Origin of the sequence: Rhodoferax sp. (genome assembly GCF_030646845.1) — a bacterium.
Lineage (GTDB): Bacteria > Pseudomonadota > Gammaproteobacteria > Burkholderiales > Burkholderiaceae_C > Rhodoferax.
This window is the reverse complement of sequence record NZ_JAUSLE010000032.1, coordinates 51490-66956: the sequence shown is the minus strand read 5'-3', so window position 1 is coordinate 66956 and position 15467 is coordinate 51490. Positions and strand designations below refer to the sequence as shown.

The 15467-nt window shown below is 63.4% G+C and carries 12 protein-coding genes and 1 pseudogene; 6 read left to right on the top strand and 7 right to left on the bottom strand.

The genetic code is table 11. The features are described from left to right. Together Q7T10_RS08980 and bioF are read left to right on the top strand one after the other, a co-directional pair. Positions 1-1210 (top strand): adenosylmethionine--8-amino-7-oxononanoate transaminase (locus Q7T10_RS08980; protein WP_304747553.1); only part of this gene is annotated, 1210 nt, incomplete at its 5' end. Beyond that, positions 1210-2400: an 8-amino-7-oxononanoate synthase gene (gene bioF / locus Q7T10_RS08975; RefSeq protein WP_304747552.1), complete on the top strand. Its 1191-nt coding sequence runs from the start codon at positions 1210-1212 to the stop codon at positions 2398-2400. The genes Q7T10_RS08980 and bioF, both read left to right, overlap by 1 nt. 147 nt (positions 2401-2547) lie before the next feature. Here the strand turns inward: bioF and apbC are convergent. Continuing rightward, positions 2548-3639 (bottom strand): annotated as a pseudogene (gene apbC / locus Q7T10_RS08970) (iron-sulfur cluster carrier protein ApbC); the annotation flags it as partial. A gap of 137 nt (positions 3640-3776) precedes the next feature. Here apbC and Q7T10_RS08965 point away from each other — a divergent pair. The 3 genes from Q7T10_RS08965 to Q7T10_RS08955 are packed head-to-tail and all read left to right on the top strand — an operon-like array spanning position 3777 to position 7972. Beyond that, complete coding sequence (locus tag Q7T10_RS08965; protein WP_304747551.1) at positions 3777-5054, top strand: patatin-like phospholipase family protein; 1278 nt, start codon at positions 3777-3779, stop codon at positions 5052-5054. Positions 5055-5101: 47 nt separating this feature from the next. Then, the gene (metG, locus tag Q7T10_RS08960) at positions 5102-7198 is read left to right on the top strand and encodes a methionine--tRNA ligase (RefSeq protein ID WP_304747550.1); all 2097 of its coding nucleotides are present in this window, start codon (positions 5102-5104) and stop codon (positions 7196-7198) included. A 12-nt stretch (positions 7199-7210) separates the two neighbouring features. Then, a complete protein-coding gene (locus Q7T10_RS08955; RefSeq protein WP_304747549.1) occupies positions 7211-7972 on the top strand; it encodes a YoaK family protein in 762 nt (253 codons plus the stop codon). Here Q7T10_RS08955 and Q7T10_RS08950 read toward each other — a convergent pair. Genes Q7T10_RS08950 through hyfB form a run of 6 tightly spaced genes read right to left on the bottom strand, consistent with a single transcriptional unit; the run spans position 7960 to position 15141 of the window. Continuing rightward, the gene (locus tag Q7T10_RS08950; protein WP_304747557.1) at positions 7960-8502 is read right to left on the bottom strand and encodes an NADH-quinone oxidoreductase subunit B family protein; all 543 of its coding nucleotides are present in this window, start codon (positions 8500-8502) and stop codon (positions 7960-7962) included. The two genes, Q7T10_RS08955 and Q7T10_RS08950, sit on opposite strands and share 13 nt — an antisense overlap. Beyond that, positions 8502-10052 (bottom strand): NADH-quinone oxidoreductase subunit C, encoded by a 1551-nt coding sequence (locus tag Q7T10_RS08945; protein WP_304747548.1) that lies wholly within the window; start codon positions 10050-10052, stop codon positions 8502-8504. The genes Q7T10_RS08950 and Q7T10_RS08945 overlap by 1 nt, the downstream gene beginning before the upstream one ends. Positions 10053-10056: 4 nt before the next feature. Then, entirely contained in the window at positions 10057-11511 is a 1455-nt protein-coding gene (locus tag Q7T10_RS08940; protein WP_304747547.1) for a hydrogenase 4 subunit F, read from the bottom strand. Positions 11512-11513: 2 nt separating this feature from the next. Next, a complete protein-coding gene (locus tag Q7T10_RS08935) occupies positions 11514-12173 on the bottom strand; it encodes a formate hydrogenlyase (RefSeq protein WP_304747546.1) in 660 nt (219 codons plus the stop codon). Beyond that, positions 12170-13120: a respiratory chain complex I subunit 1 family protein gene (locus Q7T10_RS08930; RefSeq protein WP_304747545.1), complete on the bottom strand. Its 951-nt coding sequence runs from the start codon at positions 13118-13120 to the stop codon at positions 12170-12172. The genes Q7T10_RS08935 and Q7T10_RS08930 overlap by 4 nt, the downstream gene beginning before the upstream one ends. Then, positions 13117-15141: a hydrogenase 4 subunit B gene (gene hyfB, locus Q7T10_RS08925; RefSeq protein ID WP_304747544.1), complete on the bottom strand. Its 2025-nt coding sequence runs from the start codon at positions 15139-15141 to the stop codon at positions 13117-13119. The genes Q7T10_RS08930 and hyfB overlap by 4 nt, the downstream gene beginning before the upstream one ends. Before the next feature lie 113 nt (positions 15142-15254). Here hyfB and Q7T10_RS08920 point away from each other — a divergent pair, with 113 nt between their 5' ends. Next, positions 15255-15461, top strand: coding sequence for a DUF3460 family protein (locus tag Q7T10_RS08920; protein ID WP_304747543.1), 207 nt, complete (start codon positions 15255-15257; stop codon positions 15459-15461). Positions 15462-15467: the final 6 nt, after the last annotated feature.

Here is a 15467-nt window from a genome sequence, read left to right as displayed (position 1 = left end):
GCCGCTGCCGGTGGTCGCCGCGCAGGGCTCGCGCCTGCGCCTGGCCGACGGCCGCGAGCTGATCGACGGCATCTCCTCGTGGTGGACCGCCTGCCACGGCTACAGCCACCCGCACATCCGCGCCGCCGTCGAGCAGCAACTCGCCGCCCTGCCCCATGTCATGTTCGCCGGCCTGGTGCATGAGCCGGCGCTGCGTTTGGCTCAGCGCCTCGCCGCACTACTGCCTGGCGACCTGGAGCGCGTCTTCTTCACCGAATCCGGTTCGGTGGCGGTCGAGGTCGCGCTGAAGATGGCGATCCAGTACTGGCGCAACAAGGGCCAGGCGGAAAAGCAGCGCATCGTGTATTTCCGCCACGGCTACCACGGCGACACCTTCGCCACCATGGCGCTGTGCGATCCCGAGGAAGGCATGCACGCGCTATTCGCCGGCAGCATGCCGGACCAGATCATGGCGGAGTTGCCGACCAATGCCGCCTTGCGCCGGGCCTTCGATCTGCTGCTGGAAACCCATGGCGAGCACCTCGCCGCCGTCATCGTCGAGCCGCTGGTGCAGGGTGCCGGCGGCATGCAGATGCACGATGCGACGACGCTGGCCTTCATCGCCGAGGCCTGCGCCCGCCACGGCGTGCTGCTGATCGCCGACGAGATCATGACCGGCTTCGGCCGCACGGGACGGATGTTTGCCTGCGAGGAAGCGGGCGTTATCCCCGACATCATCTGCCTGTCCAAGGCGCTGACCGGCGGCACGCTGCCACTGGCGGCGACCGTGGCGCGACGCCATGTGTTCGCGGCCTTTCTGTCCGACGACCCGGCCGCCGCGCTGATGCATGGCCCGACCTACATGGCCAACGCCCTGGCCTGCGCCGCGGCGAATGCCTCGCTCGACCTCTTCGAGCGCGAGCCTCGACTCGCACAGGTGGCGAGCATCGAAACGCAATTGCAAGAGCAACTGGCGCCTTGCCGCGCACTTCCGGGGGTCGTCGACGTGCGCGTCAAGGGCGCCATCGGCGCCGTCGAACTTGGTTGCCAACCCGGTGGCCCGGTCGACCTCCACGCCCTGCGCCGGCGCTGTGTCGAACTCGGCGTCTGGCTGCGGCCCTTCGGCAGGGTGCTGTACCTGATGCCGCCCTTCATCGTCACGCCCGACGAACTGACGACACTGACCGCCGCCGTGTGCACCGTGCTTGCGGAACGGGCCGGGGCACTCTGATGGATTCATCGCTCGACACCCTGCTGCTGCAACAACTCGCCGCGCTTGACGCCGCCCATCGCCGCCGCCGCTTGCGCGCCTTGTCCTGGGAGGACGGCCGGTTGCAGGATGCGAACGGCCGCACTCTGATCGACGCCTCGTCCAACGATTATCTGGGTCTCTCCCGGCATCCGCTGGTAATGTCGCGCGCGGCGGATTGGGCGGCGCGCCACGGCGCCGGTGCGCCGGCCTCGCGCCTGGTCACCGGCACGCGCGACATCACCCTGGCGGTCGAGGAAAAGCTGGCCTCCTTCAAGGGCTGCGAGGCGGCACTGTTGTTCTCCAGCGGCTTCCAGGCCAATGCCACGGTGATCCCGGCGCTGGCGCGGCTGGGTGGAAAAATCGGCGCTGGCGACACGGCGATTTTCAGCGACGCGCTGAATCACGCCAGCATCGTGCATGGCTGCCGCGTCGCCCGAGCGAAGACCCACGTCTTCGGCCACAACGATCTCCAACATCTCGACGACCTGCTGCGCCAGCACGCCGCAAAGCCCGGGCGCACGCTGATCCTCACCGAATCCGTGTTCAGCATGGACGGCGACCGCGCCGATCTGCCGGCACTGGTCGCGCTGGCCGAACGCCACGGCGCCGCGCTGTATGTCGACGAAGCCCATGCCAGCGGGGTGCTGGGGCCGCAGGGACGCGGGCTGGCAGCCGAATGCAAGGGCGGCGTCGACATCGTCATGGGTACGCTGGGCAAGGCCTTCGGCGCCTTCGGTGCCTATGTCGCCGGGTCGCGGGCGCTGATCGACTGGCTGGTGAATAGCTGCCCCGGCTTCATCTACACCACGGCCCTGCCGCCCGCGGTGCTGGGCGCCGTCGATGCGGCACTCGACCTGGTGCCGGGCATGGACGCCGAACGGGCGCGACTGGCGCAGAACGCGCAGCGCCTGCGCGATGCGCTGGCGCTGCGCAACTACGACACGCTGGGCTCGACGACGCAGATCGTTCCCGCCGTGATCGGCAGCGAGGCCGACGCGCTGGCCGCCGCCCGGCGTCTGGAAGACGCCGGCATCCTGGCCATCGCAATCCGCCCGCCGACGGTGGCGGCCGGCACCAGCCGCCTGCGCCTGACACTCAATGGCGCGCTCGGCGAGGCCGACATGCAGCAACTGCTGAAGGCTGTCACGGAAAGTTTGCCGCCTCGCTGACGGCAAGATCAGCGGATCAAATGCTTGTCCGGCTCGAGGAAACGCCGAACAAGCCGTCACACCGGCGAACGCCGGTGTCCAGTGCCTTGACCCAACTGGATTCCGGCGTTCGCCGGAATGACGATCTGGTACGTGGTCAGCGTTCCCTCAAGTGTTCATCACCTTGATGCTGGGGAACTTGCTGGTGTGGTCCTTGGCCTTTTCGGCGATCTTCACCGCAACGCGGCGCGCGATGGTCTTGTAGATCGCCGTCGCCGCGCCGTCCGGATCGGCCTCGACGGTCGGCTTGCCGCCGTCCATCTGCATGCGGATCGCCATGTCGAGCGGCAGGGCGCCGAGCATTTCGACGTCGTAGTCCTTGGCCATCTTCTCGCCGCCGCCGGAACCGAAAATGTGTTCGGCATGGCCGCACTTGGAGCAGATGTGGATGCTCATGTTCTCGATGATGCCGAGGATCGGGATGCCGACCTTCTCGAACATCTTGAGGCCTTTCCTCGCGTCGAGCAGGGCGATGTCCTGCGGCGTCGTCACCACCACGGCGCCGGTCATCGGCACACGCTGGGAAAGCGTCAGCTGGATGTCGCCCGTGCCGGGCGGCATGTCCACGATCAGGTAGTCCAGGTCGCGCCAGTTGGTCTGGCGCAGCAACTGCTCCAGCGCCTGGGTGGCCATCGGGCCGCGCCAGATCATGGCTTCGTCCTGGGCCACCAGGAAGCCGATGGACATGACCTGCACGCCGTAGTTCTCCAGCGGCTCCATGGTTTGTCCGTCTTCGCTCTCGGGCTTGCCGGTGATGCCCATCATCATCGGAACGCTGGGTCCGTAGATATCGGCATCCAGCAGGCCGACACTGGCGCCCTCGGCGGCCAGCGCCAGCGCCAGGTTGACGGCGGTCGTGCTCTTGCCGACACCCCCCTTGCCGGAGGCCACCGCGACGATGTTCTTGACCTTGGGCAACAGCTGCACGCCGCGCTGCACCGAATGCGGCACGATCTTCATGCTGACGTTGACCGACACGTTGTCCACCCCGGCCACCCCTTTGGCGGCAGCGATGAGCGCCTTGCGAAAGCCGGGTATCTGGCTCTTGGCGGGGTAGCCGAGTTCAACGTCGAAAGTCACATCACCCTCGGTGATGGTCATGTTCTTGATGGATTTGGACGACACGAAGTCCCGTCCGGTATTGGGATCGACGACACTTTTGAGTGCGTCCATCAGCGCCTGTTCTGTCACTGCCATTGATTTCTCCTGAAGGTCTGTAGTCTAGCGAACACAGCTTTAACCTTACCAGCACGGGCAAATCGGGGTTTACCCAGGGACGCGGCACTTTGCCGCGTTTTCCTGCTCTTGTGCGGCGATCGGCGGCCGATAATGATTTCATGCTCAACGATGCACCCACGCCGCCGACCACCGGGCTCCTGCTGACCGGCGGCGGCGCCCGCGCCGCCTATCAGGTCGGGGTGCTGGAGGCCATCGCCGACATTCGCAAGGCCGCCGGAGCATTGAACCACCCCAACCCGTTTCCCATCATCACCGGCACCTCGGCCGGCGCCATCAATGCCTCGGCCCTGGCCTGCGGCGCTGACGATTTCGACGGCGCCGTGCGCCGCATTGTGGGTGTCTGGAAGAACTTCGAGGCCCATCAGGTCTATCGGGCCGACTCCTTGAGCATGCTGCGCTCGGGCGCCAGCTGGATGACGCTGTTGTCAGTGGGCTGGCTGGTGGCGAAATGGCGGCGACTGAAACCGCGCTCCCTGCTGGACAATTCCCCGCTGGAAGCGCTGCTGGCCAGCCTGGTGCCCCTGGAGCGCCTGCCCGAGCTCATCCGCCAAGGGCACGTGCAGGCACTGGCGGTCACCGCATCGAGCTACAGTTCCGGCGAACACATCACATTCTTTGAGGGTGACAAGCGGCTCATGCCCTGGGTGCGGTCGCAACGCCGCGCCGTACGGGACCGCATCACGCATGCCCACCTGCTGGCGTCATCGGCTATTCCCTTCGTCTTTCCGGCCACCTCGCTGCAAATCGAGGGGCAGAGCGAGTATTTTGGGGACGGCTCCATGCGCCAGTCCGCACCGGTATCACCCGCTATACATTTAGGAGCAAGCCGCGTCCTGGTGGTGGGGGCCGGGCGCATGCACGAGCCCAAGAGCGAGGCGCATCTGCACACCACCAACGGCTACCCTTCGCTGGCGCAAATTGCTGGACACGCCCTCTCCAGCATCTTCCTGGACGCCCTGGGCGTGGACGTTGAGCGGATGCGCCGCATCAACCAGACCCTGTCGCTGGTGCCGCCCGAGGCCCGTTGCGCCAGCGCCCTGCGACCGGTCGACTTGCTGATGATTGAACCGTCACAACGGCTGGACGCCATCGCCGCCCGCCATGTAGGCGATCTGCCGGCCGCGGTGCGCACCATGCTCGGGGGCGTGGGGGTGTCATCCAGCAAGGCCGACGTCAAGGGCGCGGCACTGGCCAGCTACCTGCTGTTTGAGAGCGGCTACACCCAGGAGCTGATGGCGCTGGGCTATGCGGATGCGCAGCGCCAGGTGCGCGAGATCTGCAAATTTTTTGACTGGACCCCAACCGGGACCGCCGGCGAGCTGGTGCCCAGCCAGGCTCGCGTGGAGCGGCGACGTGACCCCCTGCGGCTGCGCTGAGACAGGCGCCGACTAAAATCGGCGGCTGTCCCTGATAAGTCCATCCCATGTCACGCAAACTCTTTGTCACCACTGCCCTGCCGTATGCCAACGGCAATTTCCACATCGGCCACATCATGGAGTACATCCAGGCCGATATCTGGGTGCGGTTCCAGCGCATGCAGGGCAACGCGGTCAACTTTTGCGGTGCCGACGACACCCACGGCGCGCCCATCATGATCGCCGCCGAGAAGGCCGGGAAGACGCCGCAGCAGTTCGTGGCCGACATTGCGGCCGGCCGCAAACAGTACCTGGACGGCTTTCACATCAGCTTTGACAACTGGAGCTCCACCGATTCGCCAGAAAACCACGAGCTCGCGCAGCAGATCTACCGTGACCTGCGTGACAACCCGGACGGCTCGCTGATCGAGACCAAAACCATTGAACAGTTCTTTGATGTCGAAAAGAACATGTTCCTGCCCGACCGCTTCATCAAGGGCGAGTGCCCCAAATGCCACGCCAAGGACCAGTACGGCGACAACTGCGAAGTGTGTGGTGCCGTGTATGCGCCCACCGACCTGATCAACCCCTACTCGGCCCTGTCGGGCGCGACGCCGGTGCTCAAAAGCTCGGAACACTTTTTCTTCAAACTGTCCGACCCGCGCTGCGTCGAGTTCCTGCAACAGTGGACGCAGGGAAATGACGAAAGCGGCAAGCCACGGCTGCAACCCGAAGTCGCCAACAAGGTGAAAGAGTGGTTTTCGGTGCGCACCAATCCGGACGGGTCAAAGAGCGAAGGCCTGGGCGACTGGGACATCAGCCGCGACGCGCCCTACTTCGGCATCGAGATTCCGGATGCGCCGGGCAAGTATTTCTATGTCTGGCTGGACGCGCCCATTGGTTACCTGGCTTCGCTGAAAGACCTGTTGACCCGACGTGGAGAGAGCTACGACGACTACATGGCCAACCCAAAGCTGGAGCAGTACCACTTCATCGGCAAGGACATCGTCACCTTCCACACCCTGTTCTGGCCGGCCACCCTGCATTTCAGCGGCCGCAAGACGCCCAACAACATCTTTGTGCACGGCTTTCTGACCGTGAACAACGGCGAGAAGATGAGCAAGAGCCGCGGCACCGGCCTGGACCCGCTCAAGTACCTGAGCCTGGGCATGAACCCCGAGTGGCTGCGCTACTACCTGGCCGCCAAGCTGTCGGCCCGCAATGAGGACATTGACTTCAACGCCGACGACTTCATGGCGCGGGTCAACAGCGATCTGATTGGCAAGTACGTGAATATTGCGAGCCGGGCTGCAGGCTTCCTGACCAAGCGTTTTGACGGCAAGCTCACACACCAGTTTGGTACGCAGGGCGCCGAGCTGCTGCACACCGTGCGCGACGCGGCTGACGGCATTGCGCAGATGTACGAAGCCCGGGAATTTGGCAAAGTCACCCGCGAAATCATGCTGCTGGCCGACAAGGTAAACGCCTATGTTGACCAGAACAAGCCCTGGGATCTGGCCAAGGACACCGCCAACAACGAGGCGCTGCACCAGGTGTGCTCCGTGTTGATCAACACCTTTGCCGTGCTGACGCGCTATCTGGCGCCAGTATTGCCCTCACTGGCGCAGGCGGTGCAAGGGTTTGTAGGCGCCAACATGAACGACTGGAACGCCAAGCTTGACGTGGCGGCGATCGCGCCCTACCAGCACCTGATGCAGCGCGTCACGCCCGAGCAATTGGATGCATTGTTTGAGGCTCCAGCCCCCGTGGAATCTGCGCAAGCCGCTATCGAAAACATAGCGCCCTGCGGCGAGGAAATCGCCCCCACCATCAGCATCGACGACTTCGCCAAGATCGACCTGCGCATCGCCAAAATTGTGAATTGCGAGCCGGTGGAAGGCTCCACCAAGCTCTTGCGCCTGACCCTGGACGTCGGCGAAGGCAAAACCCGCAACGTCTTCAGCGGCATTGCCAGCGCCTACAAGCCAGAAGACCTGGTCGGCAAACTCACCGTGATGGTGGCCAATCTGGCACCGCGCAAGATGAAGTTCGGCATCAGCGAAGGCATGGTGCTGGCAGGCAGCCACGCCGATGAAAAGGCCAACCCGGGTATTTATGTGCTGGAGCCCTCTGCCGGGGCGCAGCCGGGCATGCGGGTGCGCTGAGACGGCCATCGCATGATCCCCCAGCTGCGCGGCTGGACTGCGGTCCAGCGGACCCCCCAAAACAACGTCCGGCTGGGGGCCACGCTCTGCTTCGTGGCGGGCGCCACCAATGCCGGTGGCTTTCTGGCGGTTGGGCAATACACCTCGCACATGACCGGGGTGGTGTCGTCCGTGGCGGACCATCTGGTGCTGGGCCAGGTTGGCCTGGCGCTCGCCGGTCTGGCCTCGCTGGTCGCGTTCATCAGCGGTGCCATGACAACGGCCTGGATGGTGAACTGGGGGCTGCGACGAAACCTGCAAAGTGCCTACGGCCGGCCTCTGCTGCTGGAAGCCGCACTGCTGTTGATTTTTGGGTTGTTTGGCACGGGCATCAATTTCTTTGCCGGCCTGTTTGTGCCGCTAACGGTGCTGGTGCTGTGCTTCATCATGGGGCTGCAAAACGCCGTGATCACCAAAATCTCCAACGCCGAAATCCGCACCACCCACGTTACCGGCCTGGTGACCGATCTGGGCATCGAGCTGGGCAAACTGTTCTACATCAATCGCCTGACGCGTGAGAAGATGGTCATGGCCAACCGCAAGAAGCTGCGCCTTCACGCCAAGCTGATCAGCAGTTTTTTTGTCGGTGGCTTGCTGGGCGCGGTCGGTTTCAAGACCATTGGCTATGTCACGACAGTGCCGCTAGCCATCCTGTTGCTGCTGCTGGTCTGGCGTCCGGTTCTCAACGACGCCAAAAAATGGATGGACCTGAATCATCCTGATCACGAACTCTGAACGGGGTCGGCTGACGTGCTGCGGCAACGGCGTACGGCCGTCAGAATCCCGCGCAGAATCTCGATCGGAGGGGGCGGGCAGCCCGGCACCACGACATCCACCGGAATCACGCTGGACACCGGCCCCAGGCTGGCATAGCTTTCCCCAAAGATGCCGCCGTCGCAACCACAATCGCCTACGGCCACCACCAGCTTGGGTTCGGGTGTTGCGTCATAGGTCCGTTTGAGCGCCACCGCCATGTTGAGCGATACCGGCCCGGTCACCAGCAGCATGTCGGCATGGCGCGGACTGGCCACAAACTTGATCCCCAGGCCCTCAATGTTGTAGTACGGGTTGCCCAGCGCATTGATCTCCAGTTCGCAACCGTTGCACGACCCGGCATCGACCATGCGGATGGTCAGCGCCCGTCCCAGGATGTCCAGCACATCGTCCTGAATGCGCCCGAATTCCGCCCGCACGCCGCCACTGTCCTGGGGCATCGGCTCCGTGCGTATCCCGTTCTTGGCAACTTGCCGGATGATTTTCCAGATCATAAATCCTGCCCCGAATAGCTGAGGTTGAACGACTTGTTGATGAGCGGGAAGTCGGGCACGATATTGCCGATGATGGCGTGCTCCAGCACCGGCCAGTTCTGCCAGGAAGGATCGTGGCAATGGCAGCGAATGATGCGATGCTGATCAGCCGCACTGTCAAGCTCAAGGGCCACAAAGACCTCGCCGCGCCAGCCCTCGACCCACCCCGCCCCACCTGTGGCATGGTCGGGCAAGCACAGGTCCTGGCGCACCGGGCCCGGAGGAAGGCCAGACAGAATTCCCCTTGTCAGCCGCAGCGACTCAAACACTTCCTCGAACCGCGTCGCCACCCGGGCAGCGACATCGCCATTGCGATGGGTCGCCATCTTCACCTGCAAGATGTCATAGGGCGCCCATGGATGGTCGCAGCGCAGGTCCCACGCCTGGCCGCTGGCCCGGCCGGCCAGTCCGGTCAGCCCCAATTGCGCCGCCAGCGCTGGCGTCACACGCCCGGTGGTCATGAAGCGGTCCTGCAGACCCGCATGCTCCTCGTACACGGCACGCAGGGTCTGCACTTCGTTTTCCACGGCATCGCATTGCTGGCGTAGCCGGTCGATGTGGGTAAGGTCAATATCGCAGGCCGCGCCACCCGGCACCACGCAGTCCATCATCAAGCGATGCCCGAACACATCGCGGGACAGGCGCAGCCAGTCTTCGCGCAGGCGCGAAAACTGGGCCAGGCCAAAGGCAAAGGCCGCGTCGTTGCCGAGCGCGCCCAAATCGCCCAGATGGTTGGCGACGCGTTCGCGTTCCAGCAGCAGCGCGCGCAAGTGGGATGCGCGTGGCGGGATGTCGCAGGCCGTCGCCGCTTCCAGTGCCATGCTGTAGGCCCAGGCGTACGCCACGGTGGAGTCGCCCGACACCCTTCCTGCCAGACGGTGCGCCTGCAAGGGGGGCAATTGCGTCATGCGCTGCTCAATGCCCTTGTGGGTATAGCCCAGGCGCTGCTCCAGGCGCAGCACTTTTTCACCGACGACGGAAAAACGGAAATGCCCGGGTTCAATGACGCCCGCGTGCACGGGACCGACCGCGATCTCATGCACGCCGTCGCCTTCGACGCGGACGAAGGGGTAATCCTGCAAGGGGGTGTCAGGGAGCGCTTGCGAAGCGTCCGTGCCGTGGCGCAACGGAAAATAATCCGCAGGCCAGGCACCATGGTTGAGCCACGGGCGCTGGTCCTTGGTACCACTGGCTCGGATGCCCGACAAGTCGGCCGCCGCCCGCTGCATTCTGGCGGCCGCGGGAAAGAAGGGCACCAGGTCCGGGTAAGTGGGCTGCTCGCCGTCCAGCGGCAGTTCCAGCCAGACCAGACCGTCCAACGTCACGTAGGCCACACATACCGATGGGCCAGCAGCGTGGGCTCCGCCCCACAAGGCCAGCAGTCGCCCGCCTGCCTCGCGCACCGCAAAGGCCGCGGCGCGCCAGTCATCGGCCGTGACGCGTGCGCGCCAGATTGGCACGGGTGCCAGCACGGCCTGCAGATTGATCGTCACGCCAGGAATATTCATCGGTTCAGCCTCCCAACATGCGGGCTGCCTGCACGTACCAGGTATTCAGATAGGGCGGGATATACAAACCCAGCACCAGACCCAGACCCAGATGGATGAACACCGGCAACAAAGCCGGTGGATGGGCCAGCGGCTTGAGCGATGTCTCGCCGAACACCATGGGCAGCACGCGAACAAGCATGGAGGCAAACGCGACACCGAGGGCCAGGAACAGAAAAGGCGTGGCCCAGGGCTGCTCGCGCATCGCCGTGGTGAGGATGAGGAACTCGCTGGCAAACACACCAAACGGCGGCATGCCCAGGATTGCCATCACGCCCAGCATCAGGCCCCAGCCTACGGTCGGATTCACCTTGATGAGGCCGCGAATCTCGCTCATGATCTGTGTCCCGGCCTTCTGCGTCGCGTGCCCCACCGCATAGAAAATGGCCGACTTGATAAGTGAATGCACCGTCATGTGCAACAGGCCTGCGAAGTTGGCAACGGGGCCGCCCATGCCGAAGGCAAAGGTGATCAGGCCCATGTGCTCGATCGACGAGTAGGAAAACATGCGCTTGACGTCTTTCTGGCGCGACAGGAAGAAGGCCGCCACCACCACCGAGAGCAGACCAAAACCCATCATGAGTTGTCCGGCCAGGGGGCTCTGCAGGGCGCCGTCGGTGAGCACCTTGCAGCGCAGTACGGCATACATGGCGACATTGAGCAACAGGCCGGACAACACGGCGGATACGGGCGTGGGGCCTTCCGCGTGCGCATCCGGCAACCAGCTGTGCAGGGGCACCATGCCGACCTTGGCACCGTAGCCGATAAACAGGAAAGCAAAGGCGAGCGTGACGATGGCCGGGTCGAGCTGGGTCTTGATTGCATCCAGACTGGTCCACAGCAGCGTGGCGCCGTGTGGGCCCAGCACTTTTTCCGCCGCCATGTACAACAGCACGGTGCCGAGCAGGGCCTGGGCAATACCGACGCCACACAGGATGAAATACTTCCAGGCAGCCTCCAGACTCGCCGCCGTGCGGTAGACACTGACCAGCATCACCGTGGTCAGGGTGGCCGCCTCCATCGCCACCCACAGAATGCCCAGGTTGTTGGTGGTCAGCGCCAGCAGCATGGTGAAGCTGAACAACTGGTACATGCCGTGGTACAGGCGCATGCGCGGCGGTGTCATCTTGCCGCGGTCTTGTTCCACCCGCATGTAGGGTCGGGAGAAGATGGCGGTGGTGAGCCCGACAAAGGTGGTCAGGGCGACCAGAAACACATTCAGCGGATCAATGAAGAACTGTTTGTCCCAGACAAACATCGGTCCATCGGCAACGACCTGCGCCGTCAGCACACAGGCCGCAACAAAGGTCGCCAGGCTGAAGGCGACATTGACGTTGCGGGCGAAATCACGATGGCCGGTCACAGCCAGGACCGCACCTCCAAGCAGCGGGAACCCCAGAACAAAAAACAGGGCGGGCACGGTCAGTCTTCCTTGAGCGCTTCGAGATGGTGGATGTCCAGGCTGTCGAATTTTTCACGTATCTGGAACATGAACACACCCAGAATCAGCACACCTACCAGCACGTCCAGCGCAATGCCGAACTCGACGATCATGGGCATGCCACTGGTGACCGTGGTGGCCGCAAAAATCAGGCCGTTTTCCATCGAGAGAAACCCGATCACCTGCGGCACCGCCTTGGAGCGGGTGATCATCATCATGAAGGAGAGCAGCACGCAGGCCAGCGCAATGCCGAGCGAGCCACCGGCCATGGAGGACGACAGACGCGAAATCGGCAGGGCCAGACTGAAGGAAAAAATCACCAGCACAATGCCGACCAGCATCGTGGTGGGGATGTTGATCAGCGTTTCCACGTCCCAGCGCACGTTCAGGCGCCGGATGACCCGGTGCAACAGCCAGGGGATCAAAATGACTTTCAGCACCAGGGTCAGGCCCGCTGACACATAGAGATCCGGCTGATTTGTCGCGTAGCCGAGCAGGATGGACGCTGCCACCAGGGCGGCACCCTGCAACGTGAACAGATTGATCAGGGAAACGATGCGGCGCTGTGAAATCATGGCAAACGACAGCATCAGGATCAGGGTCGCGAACAGGTTGATCAACTGGGGCACGAATTGGATCATGCGACCCCCAGCAAGATGTTGACCAGCAGGCCGATCACCGCCAGCAAAAAGGCGGTGGCCAGGAATTCAGGCACCCGGAAGATGCGCATCTTCGCGCTGAGCGCCTCGATGCAAGCCAGCAAGACGCCGCCCACCGCCAGCTTGATGATGAGGACCGGCAACGCCAGCAGCAGCGCCAGCGGCGCATCGGCTTGCGCCACACCCCAGGGGAAAAACAGCGCCAGCCCGACGCAGGAATAGGCAAACAGCTTCAGACTGGCCGCCCATTCCAGTAGCGCCAGGTGGCGCCCCGAGTATTCGAGGATCAGGGCCTCGTGAATCATGGTGAGTTCCAGGTGGGTTTCTGGGTTGTCCACCGGCACGCGGGCGTTCTCGGCCAGCGACACCATGGTGAAAGCCACACCCGCCACCAGCAGGCTGGGGTAGATCGCCAGTTCCCGATGCGCCAGCGTTTCGACGATGGTGGTGAGTGAGGTCGAACGGGAAATCATGGAGGCACAAAAAAGCACCATCAGCAGCGCCGGTTCGGCCAGGAAGCCAACCAGCATTTCGCGCCGGGCGCCGAGCGTGCCAAATGCCGTGCCCACATCCATCGCCGCCAGGGAAATGAAAACACGCGCCAGGGCAAACAAACCGACCAGGGCGATGGCGTCTGCGGCGGGTGACAAGGGCAGGTCCGTCGACAGCGTCGGAACGATGGCGCTGGCCAGAACCATGCAGCCAAACACGATGTAGGGAACCATGCGAAACAGCGGCGAGGCGTGCTCGGCCAGCACGGACTCCTTGTTGAACAGCTTGTGCAGGACGCGGTAGGGCTGCAGCAAGCCCGGGGCTGACTTGTTCTGTAGCCGGGCGCGCCACTGGTTCACCCAGCCCGAGAGCAGCGGCGCCAGCGCCAGCGCGACCACAATCGCCAGCAGCTGGGAGATCAGACCCAACAGGCTCATTGCTTCACCACCAGCAGCACCACGATCAGGGTCACAAAACTGTAGATCAGATAAACGGCGATGCGCCCTTGCTGCAGCAGACCGATCAGTTTCGAGCAGCGCTCGACGATGGCTGCCACCGGCAGGTACAACCAGTGCCACATCGGGTCCTCCACGGTCACCCCATAGCGTGGTTGCTCGTCGAATGGCGTGGGCAGGTCCCGCTTCATCCGGAACATGGGCTCGAAGATCTGCCGGATCGGTTGCCCGAACCCTTCCGCCGTGTCCTGCATGCGGGCGTTTTGCCAGGGGTAGCCACAGTCCCAGGGTGGTGCACGCCGCGTACCGCCTTTGAAGAACTTGCGAACGATCAGGTACGCCAGCGCAAAGCTGGCCATCACGCCCAGCAGGAAGATCGCCGGTGCGTAGCTTGCACGCTGGATGTCCACCGGCACCAGCAACCAGCCGCTGGCCGCCACAGTCTGCGCCAGACCGGCGGATACCATCAGTTGCGTGACGGGGTGCATCAGCGTGATCACCTGATTCGGCAACAGCCCCAGCACGACACAGCCAAGCGCCAGCCAGAGCATGCCCGCGCGCTCCCAAGGGCCTGCGTCATGCGCATGAACGAGTTTTTCTTCCCGTGGCTGGCCCAGGAAAATAACGCCGAAGAATTTGACCATGGTGTAGCCGGACAGGGCTGAAATCAAGGCAATCAGCGCGGCCACGACGGGCACCAGCATGTTGAGAAATGAACTGGGCAAGCCGGTGGTAAAAAGAAAACTCTGCAACAACAGCCATTCCGCCACGAATCCCCCCAGGGGCGGCAGTCCGGCACAGGCCAGCGCACCGATCAGGGACGGCCAGGCCACCCAGGGCATGTAGCGAATCAGGCCACCCAGCTTGCCCAGGCTGCGCTCCCCGGTGGCATGCAGCACCGCACCGGTGCTGCAAAACAGCAGGCTCTTGAAGAAGGCGTGACTCACCAGGTGGTACAGGGCGGCCGTCAGGGCCAGGGCGGCCAACGCGCTCATGCCATAGGCCGAGAACAGCAGGGACAAGCCGAAACCGGCGCACATCAAGCCCACGTTCTCAATGGAGGAATAGGCCAGCAAACGCTTCATCTCCACCTGCACCGTGGAGAAGATGACGCCAAACAGCGCCGTGGCCAGTCCAATCGCCATCAGCAACACCCCCCACCACCAGATACGCGTTTGCAGCAGGTCAAACGACACCCGCAGAATGCCGTACAGCGCGATCTTCAGCATGACGCCGCTCATCAAGGCGGAAAAAGGGGACGGCGCCGCCGGATGCGCCTCGGGCAACCAGGCGTGCAGGGGCAGGATGCCCGCCTTGGCGCCAAAGCCAAACACCGCCAGAACAAACGCGACCGAACCCCAGAACGGCGACAAGTGCTGAGCCCGCATATTGGCAAAGGTGTAGTCGCCCGTGTTCGCCTGCAACACACCGAAACACAGCAGGATGCCCAAGGCACCAATATGCGCCACCAGCATGTAGAGATAGCCCGCATTGCGGATTTCGGCACTGCGGTGGTTGGCCATGACAAGGAAGAATGACGAAAACGCCATCGTCTCCCAGGCCACCATGAAGGCGTAGGCATCGTCGGCGATCACGACCATGACAATACTGGCCAGAAAGACATGGTATTCAAAACAGATCAAGCCGGGCGGTGTTCCTTCACCCTTGCGGAAATAACCGGCGGCGAAGGCCGACACGCCGGCCGACACACCGCCAATCACCATCAGAAAGAAGGCCGAGAGACTGTCCAGGCGCAGATGAAACGGCAGTTGGGGCAACCCGATGGGCAGTACCGCCACCTCCGGCCTGCTGCCCACAGCGCTCAAGGCCAGTCCCAGCAGCACGAGGGAGAAGCAGGCACTCACCGGAAACAGCACGGTGGCTACCAGCCTGAAACGTCGCAGTGCAAACACCCCGGTCACCCCTGTGATCAGCCAGGCGACGACCACCACCAGGACCCAGTCCAGATGAACCCATGTTGCGGGGTGGGACAAACCGTTCATTCAGCGTCAGCAAAAAAACAGGTTCGGATGCACATGTAACTAATGGTACTCGCTGTCGTACGGTGCCAACCGCAACGCCGGCCCCGGTAAAATGCGCCAAAGAGGTTTAGTCCATGAATATTTTTTACCGCCCCAAGTACCAGTCTGACGTGACCCAGTTCATCGAGCAGCTGAAAGCCAAAGACCCTGCGCTGGAGGCCAAGCAGCGCCAGGGCCGTGACCTGCTGTGGGACAAGCCGGTTGACCGCAGCGCCTGGAGCGAATACCGGGAGGCCGAGGTTGACCAGAAACCGTACGTCTACCAGACCGACGCCAGCTAACAGCAA